At 72.2% G+C, this 13,237-nt stretch carries 15 protein-coding genes; all 15 read left to right on the top strand.

The window, feature by feature from the left end; all coding sequences use genetic code 11:
* Positions 1 to 396 precede the first annotated feature (396 nt).
* The 15 genes from J8M51_RS43770 (at position 397) to J8M51_RS43700 (ending at position 13,047) form a co-directional block, all read left to right on the top strand.
* Positions 397 to 642, top strand: coding sequence for a hypothetical protein (locus tag J8M51_RS43770; RefSeq protein ID WP_086758691.1), 246 nt, complete (start codon positions 397 to 399; stop codon positions 640 to 642).
* Between the two features lie 223 nt (positions 643 to 865).
* Positions 866 to 2,692 (top strand): glycoside hydrolase family 15 protein, encoded by a 1,827-nt coding sequence (locus J8M51_RS43765; RefSeq protein ID WP_256965447.1) that lies wholly within the window; start codon positions 866 to 868, stop codon positions 2,690 to 2,692.
* Between the two features lie 62 nt (positions 2,693 to 2,754).
* Positions 2,755 to 3,216 carry a hypothetical protein gene (locus J8M51_RS43760; RefSeq protein WP_143673281.1) on the top strand — a complete coding sequence of 154 codons (462 nt, stop codon included), beginning with the start codon at positions 2,755 to 2,757 and terminating at the stop codon, positions 3,214 to 3,216.
* 70 nt (positions 3,217 to 3,286) lie between these two features.
* Entirely contained in the window at positions 3,287 to 4,519 is a 1,233-nt protein-coding gene (locus J8M51_RS43755; RefSeq protein WP_267300056.1) for an ATP-binding protein, read from the top strand.
* Complete coding sequence (locus tag J8M51_RS43750) at positions 4,516 to 4,929, top strand: roadblock/LC7 domain-containing protein (RefSeq protein ID WP_086761832.1); 414 nt, start codon at positions 4,516 to 4,518, stop codon at positions 4,927 to 4,929. The genes J8M51_RS43755 and J8M51_RS43750 overlap by 4 nt, the downstream gene beginning before the upstream one ends.
* Positions 4,926 to 5,297: a DUF742 domain-containing protein gene (locus tag J8M51_RS43745; protein ID WP_060879933.1), complete on the top strand. Its 372-nt coding sequence runs from the start codon at positions 4,926 to 4,928 to the stop codon at positions 5,295 to 5,297. The genes J8M51_RS43750 and J8M51_RS43745 overlap by 4 nt, the downstream gene beginning before the upstream one ends.
* Positions 5,275 to 5,868: a GTP-binding protein gene (locus J8M51_RS43740; RefSeq protein ID WP_234373967.1), complete on the top strand. Its 594-nt coding sequence runs from the start codon at positions 5,275 to 5,277 to the stop codon at positions 5,866 to 5,868. Before J8M51_RS43745 ends, J8M51_RS43740 begins: the two co-directional genes overlap by 23 nt.
* On the top strand, positions 5,865 to 7,124 hold the full coding sequence (locus J8M51_RS43735; protein ID WP_060879931.1) for a cytochrome P450 family protein: 1,260 nt from the start codon (positions 5,865 to 5,867) through the stop codon (positions 7,122 to 7,124). The genes J8M51_RS43740 and J8M51_RS43735 overlap by 4 nt, the downstream gene beginning before the upstream one ends.
* A gap of 5 nt (positions 7,125 to 7,129) precedes the next feature.
* On the top strand, positions 7,130 to 8,395 hold the full coding sequence (locus J8M51_RS43730; RefSeq protein WP_060879930.1) for a cytochrome P450 family protein: 1,266 nt from the start codon (positions 7,130 to 7,132) through the stop codon (positions 8,393 to 8,395).
* A gap of 26 nt (positions 8,396 to 8,421) precedes the next feature.
* Positions 8,422 to 8,907: a helix-turn-helix transcriptional regulator gene (locus tag J8M51_RS43725; protein WP_060879929.1), complete on the top strand. Its 486-nt coding sequence runs from the start codon at positions 8,422 to 8,424 to the stop codon at positions 8,905 to 8,907.
* A gap of 74 nt (positions 8,908 to 8,981) precedes the next feature.
* Positions 8,982 to 9,539: a hypothetical protein gene (locus tag J8M51_RS43720; RefSeq protein ID WP_086764196.1), complete on the top strand. Its 558-nt coding sequence runs from the start codon at positions 8,982 to 8,984 to the stop codon at positions 9,537 to 9,539.
* Positions 9,540 to 9,580: 41 nt separating this feature from the next.
* Positions 9,581 to 9,949 (top strand): hypothetical protein, encoded by a 369-nt coding sequence (locus tag J8M51_RS43715; RefSeq protein ID WP_234373966.1) that lies wholly within the window; start codon positions 9,581 to 9,583, stop codon positions 9,947 to 9,949.
* A 157-nt stretch (positions 9,950 to 10,106) separates the two neighbouring features.
* Complete coding sequence (locus J8M51_RS43710) at positions 10,107 to 10,292, top strand: hypothetical protein (RefSeq protein WP_086803642.1); 186 nt, start codon at positions 10,107 to 10,109, stop codon at positions 10,290 to 10,292.
* A complete protein-coding gene (locus J8M51_RS43705; protein ID WP_267300055.1) occupies positions 10,289 to 10,864 on the top strand; it encodes a hypothetical protein in 576 nt (191 codons plus the stop codon). The genes J8M51_RS43710 and J8M51_RS43705 overlap by 4 nt, the downstream gene beginning before the upstream one ends.
* A gap of 35 nt (positions 10,865 to 10,899) precedes the next feature.
* A complete protein-coding gene (locus J8M51_RS43700; protein ID WP_086757642.1) occupies positions 10,900 to 13,047 on the top strand; it encodes a tetratricopeptide repeat protein in 2,148 nt (715 codons plus the stop codon).
* The last annotated feature ends 190 nt before the right edge of the window (positions 13,048 to 13,237 follow it).

Raw genomic sequence — 13,237 nt, 5'->3', positions numbered from 1 at the left:
CGAGCACCACGTTCCTGCGGAGTCTCAATCCACCCAAGATCATCCCAAAGCGACCACGCCCCGCTGCAAGTGGCAGTGAAGTGGCAGACGAATGGCGTACCGACGCCACACGCCAGGAGAAACGCTGAGCACGGCGGCCCTGAAGAGGCGGGAACCACAGCCGCGCCCCTACGAGCGTTCGGTCCCCGCGGTGACCGGACGCGATCGGATGAGGATCATGAGCAACAGCCCTGACCAGAATGCGCACCACGATGGCCTTGGCCGCGCCGACAGCCTTTCCTCAGCTCGGTTCGTCGCCTCTGCTGCTGCCCGCCTGCAGAACTTCCTCGACCGTGGGAGCGACAACTACTTCGTCGACCAAGCCCTGGGCACGAAGTTGTGCGATCTCGCGTACTGGTGCCCGACAGCGTGCCCGTCAACCGGCCCTACGAGCCCCGCATCCTCTCCAACGTCTCCGGGTGCCTTGGCATCGACCTGGGCTGTGTCCTGCCCCACGACGACTACCGCCAACTGCCGGACGCGGAACGCCACATCGTCTGCGACGACAGCGACCCCCTGGTAGAGGGCCATGCGCGGATGGTCCTGGCTGAGCGCACCGGCACCGTCTCGCTCCTCGCGATGGAACGAGACGACCGGCCGTGACTCCGCCGCCCCCAAAACCTGAGCACGGCGTGCGACCCGAGCCTCCAGCGCACGCCTTCCCTGCCCGAGCAACCCACTGAGGACCCGACACATGTCCCAGCACTCCCCCGCTGCCCCCTTGATTGCCGACGTGCGCGGTCCTCGGCCGGGCCCGCTGCCCGCGGGCGCCCTCCCGAGCTTCCCGCGTCAGCAGCAGTTGCCCGCTGCACACACGGCCGCCTCTGTGCGGTCGGTGGGGCGCATCGAGGACCAGGCGTACATCGGCAACATGCGCACCGGGGCGCACGTCGACCGGGACGGCGCCATCACCATGCTGTCCCCCGAGCGGTTCGACGCTCCGGCGGTCTTCGCCCGGCTGCTGGGTACCGAGGAACACGGCCTGTGGCGTGTCGGGCCCGCCGCGGATGGGCCCGCGCCGGTGGCGGACCGGCGCCGGTACCTGCCGGGCACCCTGGTCCTGGAGTCCACCTGGATCACCCGGGACGGCACCGTGCAGCTGGTCGACGTCATGCCGACCACCGGAGAGGCGCCGCATGTGGTCCGGATCGTGCGGGGCATCAGCGGGCGGGTCACTATGCGCTCCCTGCTGCGCGCCCGCCCCAGTTACGGCCGGCACGTCCCGGTCGTGCGCACCGAGGACCAACGGGCGAGCGTCGACCTCGAACCGGGCCGTCTGTGGCTCGACACCACCGCACCCACCCAGGCCGCTGACGGCGACCTGCTCTCGGAGTTCCAGGTGTCCGAGGGCGAGACCGTCTCGCTCACCCTGACGTGGTCACCGGGCGCCGACGCCCCGCCTCCGCTGCCGGATGCCACCGGGCTCCTCAACGAGACCGTCGACTTCTGGCGGGAGTGGGTCGGCCAGTCCACCTACGCCGGACCGAACCGGGACGCCGTCGAGCGGGACCTCATCACGCTCAAGGCGCTCACCTACGCGCCGACCGGCGCCATCGTGGCGGCGGCGACGACGTCGCTGCCCGAGAAGATCCGCGGAGTCCGCAACTGGGACTACCGCTACTGCTGGCTCCGGGACTCCGCCTTCGTCATCGAGACGTTTCTGGCCTGCGGATTCGTCGACGAGGCGCGGGCCTGGATCGACTTTCTGCGCGTCGCGATCGGAGGCCACCCCGAGTGGCTCCAGGTCATGTACGGGGTGGCCGGCGAGCGCAACCTTCCGGAGACCGAGCTCGACTGGCTCCCCGGCCATGAGGGGTCCGTTCCGGTGCGCGTTGGCAACGCCGCGGCGAAGCAGCTTCAGGTCGATGTCTACGGCGAGGTCATCAGCGCCCTGTACGAGGCGCAGTTGCGTGATCCGTCGCTGGCGTCGGCCGTAGGGCCGCTCGTCACCGACCTGGCCGCCTGCCTGGAAGACCTGTGGTCCAGCCCGGACGAGGGGATCTGGGAAGTACGCGGCAACCGGCGGCACTTCGTGCACTCCAAGGTCATGGCCTGGGTCGCCTACGACCGCGCGGTCAGGCTCATCGACGCCGGGCAGGCCCAGGGCCCTGCCGAGAGGTGGCGGGCCCTGCGGGACGACATCCACGCGGAGGTGTGCGCGCGCGGCTACGACGAGCAGCGGGGTACCTTCACTCAGTCCTACGGGTCGACGGAGCTGGACGCGGCGCTGCTGCAGATGGTGGGCACCGGCTTCCTGCCGCCCACCGATGAGCGAGTCGTCGGGACCATCGAGGCCGTCCAGCGGGACCTGTCCATCCAGGGCGGCTTCCTGCTGCGCTACCACACCCGTGGCGCAGCGCCCGGGCGCGACGGACTGCCCGGGGACGAGGGGGCGTTCCTGATCTGCTCGGGGTGGCTGATCTCGGCGCTGGCCCGGATCGGGCGCGTGGACGAGGCCGAGATCCTCCTCGACGGGCTGCTCGGCACCCGCAACGACCTCGGCTTGATGTCCGAGGAGTGGGACCCGCACCAGCAGCGGCAGCTCGGCAACTTCCCTCAGGGCTTCTCGCACTTGACGGTCATCCTCAGTGTGCTGGCCGTGCACGCCGCGCGCAGCGGCCAGGAGCTCGTCCGTACGGGGGCCGGACAGTGAGGGCACCCGCCGTACGAGCGGCCAGGGTCGAGGCGGCCGGGGGGACCGCCCGGAGCCCGGACGTGGACCGTCCCGGCACGGTGGTCACCGTCGACGACCTGTTCCCTCGCGCGGCTACGGCGCGGGGGCCGTTCGCGGCAGTGGTCGGGGAGACCTTTGAGACGGTGACGCTGCCCCGCCGTGCCGCGCTGGAAGTCATCGGCCGACTCGGGAGGTTCCAGCCTCATCCAGTGGGCGCTGCCGTATGCCGCGCGCTCACCGACGAATGGGTTCTCATCCTCCCGCCGGGCTCCGGATTCGGCCTGGAGTGGAGTTGGCCGGCCAACCACTGCCAGAAGGGAGTCCTCATGGTTCCGCCGCGCGCGGCCGGGCCCGATGACGACCTGCGCTGGGCCCGGCTCGGCAACGGGGAAGAGCGCGTCTTCTCCGCGCCGCTCCTGCTGTACGCACTTTTCCCGCAGCTCTCACCCCGCCGCCCGCACTCCACGAATGTCCGAGCCGACCGTACGCCCGTGAGGATTTGATGTGAGCACGCTGATACAGGATGCTGCGCTGCTGGCGGTGCCGTGCACTGCCGCCGCAAGCGCAGTGGCAGTGCACTTCGCGAGGTCCGCCGCCCGGCACCGCAGGGACGCCGGCGCGGCCACCCGGCGGGCCACGGAGGCCGAGCAGAGGGTGGCGGCGCGTGATGAGGAGGCCGCCTACTTGGCCTCCACCCGGCTGCCGGGGCTCCTCTATGCGTTGCAGCAGGGGACTGGGGGCCCCGCCGTGTACGGCGCGCTGCTCCATCCGGAGCTGGCTCACACCGACACCGGCAAGGCCGTGCAGGGGGTGCTGGAGCAGGTGATCACGGCGCTGTCCGAAGCGGCTGCGCGGTCCGAGGGCGCGTCACGGGTGGCCGTGCAGGCGGCCACCCGGTCGGTGCAGCCCCTCGGTTACGAGCTCCAGGCCGCGATCACGAAACTGCTGGACTCCGTGTACGACGACAAGACGCTGGGGCTGGTGCAGCCGATTGATCACGCCGCGAGCCAGATGATCCGGCGGCTGCAGATCCACGGCGTGCTCACCGGTATGTGGCCCGGCCGCCTGCGCCACGACGTCCCGATGCTCGACGCGGTGCGCGGTGGCATCTCCCGTATTCGGGACTACCGCCGGGTCCAGGTCCCGGCCTCCGTGCCGCTCCACGTCGCGGGCCGGTACGTGGAACCGCTCGTGCTGCTGCTGGCCGAACTCCTGGACAACGCCGGCCGCCACAGCGCGCCGACCACACCGGTGGAGGTCTCGGTCCTCCAGGCCCACAACTCGGTGAGCATCGAGATCCACGACGCCGGGCCGGGGATGACGCCCGAGGCCCTGCGAGAAGCGCAGCGCCGGGTGTCCGGCCGCGACCCGGTCCAGTTCACCGGCTTGAGCAACCCGGCAACCTTCGGGCTGCTCGGTGTCGGCGTGCTGGCCGCCAAGTACGGCTTCCGCGTCAGCCTCGACCTCGACCACTCCCGTCATGGCGGGGTCCGGGCCGTGGTGCAGGTGCCTCGCACCATGCTCGCCGCGGAACCCCTCCCGCAGCCCGAACCCGCGCAGCGGCCGGCCGCGCCGCACCCGGCACCCGGCGCCACGTCCGCACCGCCCGGCCAGCAGCGCTACGAGGTGGCCGCCGACGGGCTGCCCGTGCGCCACCGGACCGCCGCCCCGCCGCCCCAGCCGTACCCGGCGGCCGAGCAGGCCGTGGCGCCCCCGCCGCCCCGCGCCGGCCGCGCCCTGGCCGCGTTCGTCCAGGGCACACGGCCCGTCCCCGTCTCGTCCCCCCAAGAGGAGCTGAACCCGTGAAGAACTACGCCCGCCCTGACCTGTCGTGGATCCTCGACGAACTCGTCGACTTTCCCGGCGCCCGTAACGCCGTGGTGCTCTCGGCGGACGGGATGCGCATGACGGCCTCCCATGAGGTCACCGTGGATCTGGCCGACAACATGTCCGCGGTCGCCTCCGGGATGCAGTCGCTCAGCCGCAACGCCGCCTCGTTCGTCGGTTCCGGCGCCGTCACCTGGCACCAGACGATGGTCCAGTACGACGGCGGCTACCTCTTCCTCGTCGCCGCCAGCGCCACCTCCTACCTGGTGACCTCCGCGTCGAGCGACGTGGACGTCCTGGCCTTCTCGGACCGGATGGCCAGTGTCGTCGAGCGCCTGGGTGCCTCCCTCGCGGCCGAGTCCCGCCAGCGACAGGACGAGCTGGCATGAGCCCGGCGGGGCACGGCGAGGGTGACGACAGGCTGGTGCGGTCCTACGTGGTCACCGGCGGCCGGGCGCAGCCCAGCCGCAACCACTTCGACCACATCACCCTGATCAGCCTGTCCGCGTCCTCCGCGCACCTCAACCGTGCCCCGCTCAACCCCGAACAACTCGCCATCCTCACCGCGCTGTCGCGTACCTCCCAGTCGGTCGTCGAACTCGGAGCACTCCTGCGCCTGCCGGTGAGCGTGATGCGGATCCTGCTCTCCGACCTCATGGAGGTCGGACACATCACCACCCGGCAGCGCATCACCTATGCCGCCGCCCCCGACCGCAAACTGCTGGAGGACGTCCTTGCCGGGCTTCACCGACTCTGAACCGCCGATACTGCGCGGTGACGAGCGCACCGCGAAGATCCTGGTCGCCGGCCACTTCGCCGCAGGCAAGACGACCTTCGTCCACGGCCTGTCCCAAATCCCGCCCGTCAGCACCGAAGAGGTCATGACGAGCGCCGGCGCGGACCTCGACCACACCGACCTGCCGTCCAAGACCACCACGACCGTTGCGATGGACTTCGGTCGGCTCCACCTCGCTGACGACCTCGTCCTCTACCTCTTCGGCGCGCCCGGCCAGCCCCGCTTCTTCAACATCCTCACTGATCTTGCGCGTGGTGCGCTCGGCGCGCTGGTCCTGACCGACACCCGGCGCCTCGAAGAGACCTACCCCATCCTCGAGCGCGTCGAGCAGCTCCGCCTGCCCTACACGGTGGCCGTCAACGCCTTCGACGGTGCCCCCGTCCACCCCGAGGTCCGGCTGCGCGAGGTGATGGCCCTTGACGCCACAACCCCGCTGGTCACCTGCGATGCCCGGGACCGGAACAGCTCCCGCAACGCGTTGATCACCCTCGTCCGCCACCTCGTCACGCTGAACTCGGAGTCCACCCGATGACCGCCCGCCCCCAGCCCGCCGCGCAGTGCCCCGTACGGGGGCACACCACGCTGCCGCCCCAGCGGCCGTTGCCGATCTACGGCGCGGCCTTCGACGCCGACCCCCAGGCCAGCTACCGCCGCCTTCGCGAACAGGGCCCGGTTGTCCCCGTCGAGATTTCCCCGGACGTCTTCGGCTACCTCGCCGTCACCTACCAGGCCTGTGTGTACCTGCTGCGCCACACGCCCGAGTTGTTCGCCAAGGACCCCACCTACGAGTGGGCGGCCCTGCGGGCCGGGCAGATCCCGCCGGACAGTCCGGCACTGCAGATGATGATGCCCAGGGACAACGCCCTGTGGAAGGACGGGCCCGCGCACGAGCGGCTGCGCGGCGCCATCACCAGCGCGCTCACGCGCATCGACACCTACGCGCTGGCCGACACCGTCGCCCGCGTCGCGGATCGGCTGATCGAGGCGTTCCTCGCGGCGGGGCGAGCCGACCTCATCGCCCAGTACGCCGACCCGCTTCCGATGCTCACCGTCATCGAATTGTTCGGGTGCCCGCCCGAAGACGGCGCGCTGATCATCCAGTGCGTCACCCGGCTGTTCGCCGCAGGGCCTGACGCGGCCCAGGCCAACGCCGAGCTCGAAGCCGCCTGCCTGAACCTGGTCCGCCTCAAGCGGACCCAGCCCGGCCGCGACGTCGTCACCTACCTGATCCAGGCCGGGCTCAGCGATGCCGAACTCGTGCAGACGCTGCTGCTCCTCTTCGGCGCCGCAGCCCCGCCGACGGCCAAGCACATCGGCCGCACCCTCCAGCGCCTCCTCACCAGCGAACGGTTCGCCGGCAGCGTGCACACCGGCGTCACCCCGGTCGCCACCGCTCTCGAAGAGGTCCTCTGGACCGAACCGCCGGTCCCCAACTACTCACCTCTGTACGCACGGGGCCGCCAGTACGTCGAGGGCGTCCTCGTCGAGCCCGGCTACCCGATCATCATCTCCTTCGCCGCGGCCAACTCCGATCCGGCCGTGACCGTCGACTACGAGGACCGCGTGGGCAACCGGGCGCACATCGCGTTCTCGGCCGGTGTTCACGGCTGCCCGGCCCCGGGGCTGGCCCGGGTCATCTCCGAGACCGCCATCGAGCACCTCCTCGACCGCCTGCCCGCCCTCACCCTCACGATCCCCGCCGACGAGGTGACCGAACTTTCCGGCACGTTCCTCGCCGGGCCCGCCTCCCTGCCCGTCCGCTTCCAGCCCGCCCGCACCGGAAGGTAACCACCATGTCCACGAGTGCCCCCGCCGCCCAGGCCCCCGCGGGCGGCTGCCCCTACCGCCTCGACGCCACCGGATCCGACATCCACGGCGAGGCCGCCGCCCTGCGTGTCCTCGGCCCCGCCACCCGCGTCCTACTCCCCGGCGACATCCCCGCCTGGTCCGTCACCGACCCCCACCTCATACGCCGCCTACTCACCCACCCCGACATCTCCAAGGACGCGAGCCGGCACTGGCCCGCCTACCACGACGGCACCGTCCCCACCGACTGGCCGCTGCGGATCTGGGTCGACGTCCGCAACGCGTTGTCCGCGTACGGAGACGAGCACCGCCGCTTGCGCCGGCCGCTGGCGGCCGCGTTCAGCACCCGCCGGGTCCGCGCCCTGGTCCCGCAGATTGAGGCGATCACCCACGCACTGCTCGACGACCTCCAGCACGCCGGCCCCGAGGAGAGCGTCGACCTGCGCGCCCGCTTCGCGTGGCGCCTGCCGCTCCTCGTCGTCAACGCGGTCCTCGGCGTTCCCGAGGACCTTCACGACGACTTCCGCGACGCGATCGGCGCCCTGTTCGCCACCGACCTCACACCCGAGGACGCCGAAGCCGCCCCGGTCCGGGTCTACGAGCTCATCGCCGCACTGCTGGCCCGCAAGCGCGCGAAGCCCGGGGACGACGTCACCTCCGGCCTCATCTCCGCCCACGACGACGGCCAGCTCAGCGAACAGGAACTCGCCGACAGCCTGGTCCTGCTCATCGGCGCCGGACACGAGACCACCGTCAACCTCCTCGACCACGCCGTCACCAACCTCCTGACCCACCCCGACCAGCTCAACCAGGCCACCACCGGGCGGATCGGCTGGGAACACGTCGTCGAGGAGACTCTCCGCCACCAGGCCCCGATCGCAACGATCATCCTGCGCTTCGCCGTATGCGACGTGCTCGACGAGGCCACCGGCATCACCTTCGCGGCTGGCGACGCCCTCGCCATCAACTACGCCGCCGCCGGCCGCGACACCGAACTCCACGGCGCGGACGCCGACGAGTTCGACATCAACCGGGCCGGCGCCCGCGACCACCTCGCCTTCGGCCACGGCCCCCACCTGTGCCTGGGTGCCGAGCTCGCCCGCATCGAAGCCCGGATCGCCCTCGAAGCGCTCTTCACCCGCTTCCCCCGCCTGCGCCTTGCCGTCACGCCCGACCAGCTCCAGCCCCTGCCCAGCCTCATCTCCAACGGCCACCAGCAGCTCCCGGTCCACCTCGGCACCCCGGCCGCCTGACCATCCACAACCGACCAGGACCTCTGATGACCACCACCCCACCGACCACAGCCCTCACCGGCCCGCAGAGGCGCGTCGCCGCGCCCCTGGTCTACGGCCACTCCCCACAAGCCATCGCCGCCCAGCTCCAGCTGTCCGTGGACGGCGTCGCCAGCCAGCTCAGGCTGGTACGCAAGAAGATGGACCGACCGGGCTGCTCGCGGCCCGTCCTCGTCCACGCCCTGCTCACCGCCCGGGCAGTCGACCCGCCCGCGTGCGCCCGCCCGGCACCGAATTTCACCGAGCTCGAGCTGACGCTGCTGCGCGCGCTCGCGGAGCACTCGTTGAATAGCCACATCGGCAACGCCATCGAGGTCAGGGCCTCCGACGTGCGGGCGGAGGTCGGAGCCCTCGTGGCCAAGGGCGGCGCCGACAACGCCCACCACTTGGTGGGCCTCGCGCACACGTGGGGGATCCTCGGTGGCGGCGCGCCTGCCCCGTCCGAAGCGGCGGCGGGCGAGGCAGGCCGGTGAGCGGCGCGAGCAGCACCATCGGGCCTGGCGGCCGCCGAGCGCTGCCGGAAGATGCCGTCGGGCCGGCTTACGAGATGCTGCCCATCACCTCCGACGCCGCGCGCGCCGCGGTGGACGTCCTGGCGAGCGACCGCGCTCACCTGCTCGCCGGGCAGGGCGTCACCGTCGACACCGGGCGCGCCGCGGCACTCCTTCGCGGGCCCGGTGCCCTGGGGCTGTATGAGGACAGCCTCCTGGTCGGCTGTCTCGTCCTGCGCACCGACCCCGACGTGCGGCATTGGGGAGCCGGCGGCCACGACGCGGGGCTCCTCGTCGCCCTGGATCCGGCCACCGTCGGCTCGACCCAGGTCGGGCGGCTGCTCACCCTGTGGCTCGCCGACCATGCGGCCCGGTCGGGGCGGACGTGGGTCTGGTGCGAAGTGCCGTTTCCGTCGGGCCCTACGGCCGGGACGAGCCAGTGGCTGCTCACGTATCTGTGCGACCTGGGGTGGGAAGCGCGGTACCCGGCCGTCCGGAGCCCGGTCGGCGGCCGGGTCGTCCGTCTGCGGCTGCGCGCCGAGGCCAGGGCTGCGATGGCCACAGCGATCTCCGTCCCGCACGCCGGCGCACCCGCGGCGGTGAGCGCGCCGTGAGCACACCCGCCCTTTCCGCTCCGATTCGAGAAGGACACCTCATGACGCCCGCGCGCCGCGCAGCCTTCGGCCCCAGGGAGCCCTACTTCACCCTGCCGGACTGGGTTCCGCCGTCCGGCGGGCTGCGCACCTGGGAGTGCGGCGAGCACTTCGACGCCCTACGGATCCCGGCCCAGAGTGCGCCGCCGCTGATCGCTGCGCTGCAGGCGGCCGGGGGCCGCGGGCCGGTCCTGGCCGACCCCTACAGCGGCAGCGGGCACATCCTCCTCGACCCGGACTCCGGTACCTCCGAACGGTGGACGCTGAACGGGATGCGCCCTGCTGCGGCGCGGGACCCGTCGCACCGTGCCGGCCGCCACCGTCACCGGGGGCCCGGACCTGCACTGGCACACCCCACCCGGCCAGGGTGACACCCCCGCCATGTTGCTCGACGCGCTCCTCGCCCCGCCCGGGCGCACCACGCCGCCCCGCACCCCGCCACAGGAAGAGCCGATGACCGCCTCTGCCCGGCCCCATCCCGCCCCTCCTCCCGGGGAAACTCCCGGACTTCAGCCCGCAGGACACCTCATGCCCTCCGTGACACCCCTGGTCGACCATCTCGTCGGCTGCGGATGGAACCGCCGGCGCACCGTGTATTCCGCCACCGGAACGGCGGTTCTGCTGACGGCCACCGCACACCGTGCCGAAGGCCTCGACGCCTACCTCATGAGGCGGGTGCCCGTGCAGTTCGCCGATTGGGAGACCGTCTCGTGAGCGCGATGACCAGCCACCCGACCCCGACACCGCTCGACCATGTGCCCGCCCGATCCCCGCTGCCGGGACGATCCGTGTCGGACCTCGCACGGCCTGGCCGCAGCCTGCCGCCCCGCGCCCCTTATCTCCGCCCGCATCCCGAGCCCCTGACCAGCGCCGACCCACGCGAATTGCAAGCCCGGCGCACCGCGGCCAACCGGGCCGCGCTCGCCCACCCGGGGCCGCTGCACGTCGTGCTCTACGCGCTGACCGGGCCCGACGGGGCGGCGCACGACGATCTGGCCGCCGCCCGCGGCTACGCCGAGAGGCAGCACTTGGTCGTCGGCGGGCCGCCGCTCGTCGACACCCTCGACTCCGTCGACCTCCGCACCGGCGGCGACGACCCCCTCCTACGACGCGGCTACGCCCGCGCCCTGCAGATGCTCGCCGATCCCGCCTGCCCGGTGCGCGGTGTGGTCACGGTCAGCCGGACCGCGATCACCCCCGTCGACCGCCTTTACCAGGACCAGCTGACCCAGTACGCCGACCGCCACGCCGGGCTGTGGCTCGTACGCAGCGAAACCCAGATCTGACCCCACTTCCAGACACGACGACGAGGTATCTGGCGATGACCGAGCAGGCCCCCGGGACTCCGCTCCCGCCCGCGGTGGTGACCAACACCGTCGGCGGAGACGCCACCCTGCACACCAGCGTGCAGGCGGGCACGATCGGCGCCGTCCACTTCCACCAACCACGCCACGAACCCCCGGCGCCCCGGCAGTTGCGACCGGTGGCGCCCGCGTGGACCGACCGGGAGCAGGAGCAGGCCCAGCTCACTCGGTGGATCGAAACCCAGCCCGAGTACGCCGTGCCCATCGCCGTACTGACCGGACCCGTCGGCATCGGCAAGACCGCACTGGCCGAACGACTCCTCCATGGGCTGTCCGCCCGCTACCCGGGCGGCCAGCTCCATGTCGACCTGCGCGGACAGTCCCCGGACGGTCCCGCCCGCCCTGGGGAGGTCCTCGGCCGGATGCTGCGCTCCATCCTCCCGGGCCCGCTGCCCGCCGGGGCCGAGGAACTCGCGGCCTGGTGGCGCTCCGCCTCGGCTGCCCGGCCTCCGATGTGCCTGCTGCTGGACGGAGTCTCCCACGCCGACCAGATCCACCACCTCCTGCCGGGCGGCAGCGGGCACCTCGTCGTCGCGACCAGCCGCATCCCGCTGCCTGAACTCGCCCGCCACGGCGCGGCCACCCTCGGCCTGAGCCCCCTCGACCACGCGGCCGCCCGCTCCTACCTGACGCGCTGCCTCGGCCCCGACCGCGTGCAGCAGGAGACGGAGGCCGTCACCGAACTGATCAGGCTAACCGCCGGCCTGCCCCTCGCACTCGCCCTCAGCATCACCCAGCTCGCCCGGCACCCGGACCGGCCGCTCAGCGCCGCCGTGCGCGCCTTGAGCGAACGCCGCCGCTGGACCGCGAGCACCAGCCCCGCCCCCGACCTCCCCGGAGCAATCGTGACCTCTGCTCTCGACACCGCGTACGCAGACCTCTCTCGCCCCGCTGCCCGCCTGTACCGCCAGCTCGCCCGACTACCGGTGGAGAGCGTCGACAGCTCCCTCGCGGCCGCCGTCGCACTGCTCACCCCCGCCGAAGCGGCCCACCTCCTCCAGGAAGTCTCCGCCGGCGGCCTCCTGGTCCAGGACGGCGACCATCGCGTACGCGGCCCTGTCTGGCGCTACTCCAGTGCTGCTCTCGCCCACGCCCGGCACCACGCCGCGCTGGAGCAGCTGGACGGAGCGGAGTCCGAGGCCCGTAGGCGGGCGGCCGACTCGTACCTGGCCGCAGCAACCGCGGCCGAGCGGCTGCTGACCCCCAGCCACCGTCAGCTCGACCGGACCTACGTCTACCCTGCCGAGCACCCGGTCGAATTCCCGGACCGCGCGGCGGCCCTGTCCTGGCTCGACACCCAGTCCGCCAACCTTCTGGCCGTGATCCGCGCCGCGCACGCGGCCGGCTCGTACGGGACGGTGTGGCAGCTCGTTCACGCCATGTGGCCTTGGTGGCGCGCCGCCAGGATGTACGACGCCTGGATCGAGGCCCACCGCCTCGGACTGGAAGCCGCCCTCCTCTACAACCACGAAATCGCCGTCCAGGAGATGGCCAACACCCTCGGTATCGGGCTGCGCGGTGTCCGCGCCTTCGACGAAGCGGGCCGGTGCTTCACCGACGTCCTGGCCAGCGCCCGCGAGCGCGGCGACGCACGGGGCGAGGCGCAGGCGCTGCACGAACTCGGCGCCACCGCGTACGAAGCCGGGCGGCCCGAGGAGGCCGTGGGGCACCTGGAGCAGGCTCGCACTCTGCGCGAGCGCCGGGAAGACCGCCGCGGAGTCGCCCTCACCGACATCCTCCTCGGGCAAGTCCAGCTGAGCCGGGGCGATGCCGCCGCGGCCGTCGAGGTCCTCGCCGCCGCCCGTGCCGCCCTCGTCGAGGTCGACGACCCGCACGACGCGGCCCGGGCCCTGGCCTGGCTCGGCCGGGCGTACTCAATGACCGGACGCCACGATGAAGCCCGGCAGGCCGGCGCTACGGCGCAGCAGGAGTTCGAGCGGACGGGATCTCGCCAGTGGATGGCCCGGAGCCTGGAACTCCTGGGCGAAAGCGTCGCAGCGGCAGGCCGCGAGCAAGAAGCTCAAGAGTTCTTCGCCCGCGCACTGGCGTCGTACGAGCCGCTGAGCGCCACAGACGCCGCACGCGTCCGCGCTCGCCTGACCTGACCCATGACCCGTCGCACGGATGGCTGGCGGCCAAGGACGAAGGGAACGTCTGATGCGGCTGACCGAAGACGATGCGAACCGGGTCGCCCGCAGCACCGGAGCCCCTCAGTGCGGCGCAACGCCTGGCATGAAGCGCCCGTCCATCCGATACCCCCCCTTCCGACGCCCCGCCCGCCGGGCATGCGCCGCT

The sequence above is a fragment of the Streptomyces griseiscabiei genome (assembly GCF_020010925.1).
In the GTDB taxonomy this organism is placed as follows: Bacteria; Actinomycetota; Actinomycetes; order Streptomycetales; family Streptomycetaceae; genus Streptomyces; species Streptomyces griseiscabiei.
The sequence above is the reverse complement of the archived record's forward strand: the minus strand, read 5'-3'. Positions and strand labels throughout refer to the sequence as shown.

Coding starts and splice junctions, on each gene's coding strand:
- J8M51_RS43735 (WP_060879931.1), top strand. CDS start 5,865: ATGACCGCCCGCCCCCAGCCCGCCGCGCAGTGCCCCGTACGGGGGCAC.
- J8M51_RS43715 (WP_234373966.1), top strand. CDS start 9,581: ATGACGCCCGCGCGCCGCGCAGCCTTCGGCCCCAGGGAGCCCTACTTC.
- J8M51_RS43745 (WP_060879933.1), top strand. CDS start 4,926: ATGAGCCCGGCGGGGCACGGCGAGGGTGACGACAGGCTGGTGCGGTCC.
- J8M51_RS43730 (WP_060879930.1), top strand. CDS start 7,130: ATGTCCACGAGTGCCCCCGCCGCCCAGGCCCCCGCGGGCGGCTGCCCC.
- J8M51_RS43700 (WP_086757642.1), top strand. CDS start 10,900: ATGACCGAGCAGGCCCCCGGGACTCCGCTCCCGCCCGCGGTGGTGACC.
- J8M51_RS43720 (WP_086764196.1), top strand. CDS start 8,982: ATGCTGCCCATCACCTCCGACGCCGCGCGCGCCGCGGTGGACGTCCTG.
- J8M51_RS43710 (WP_086803642.1), top strand. CDS start 10,107: ATGCCCTCCGTGACACCCCTGGTCGACCATCTCGTCGGCTGCGGATGG.
- J8M51_RS43725 (WP_060879929.1), top strand. CDS start 8,422: ATGACCACCACCCCACCGACCACAGCCCTCACCGGCCCGCAGAGGCGC.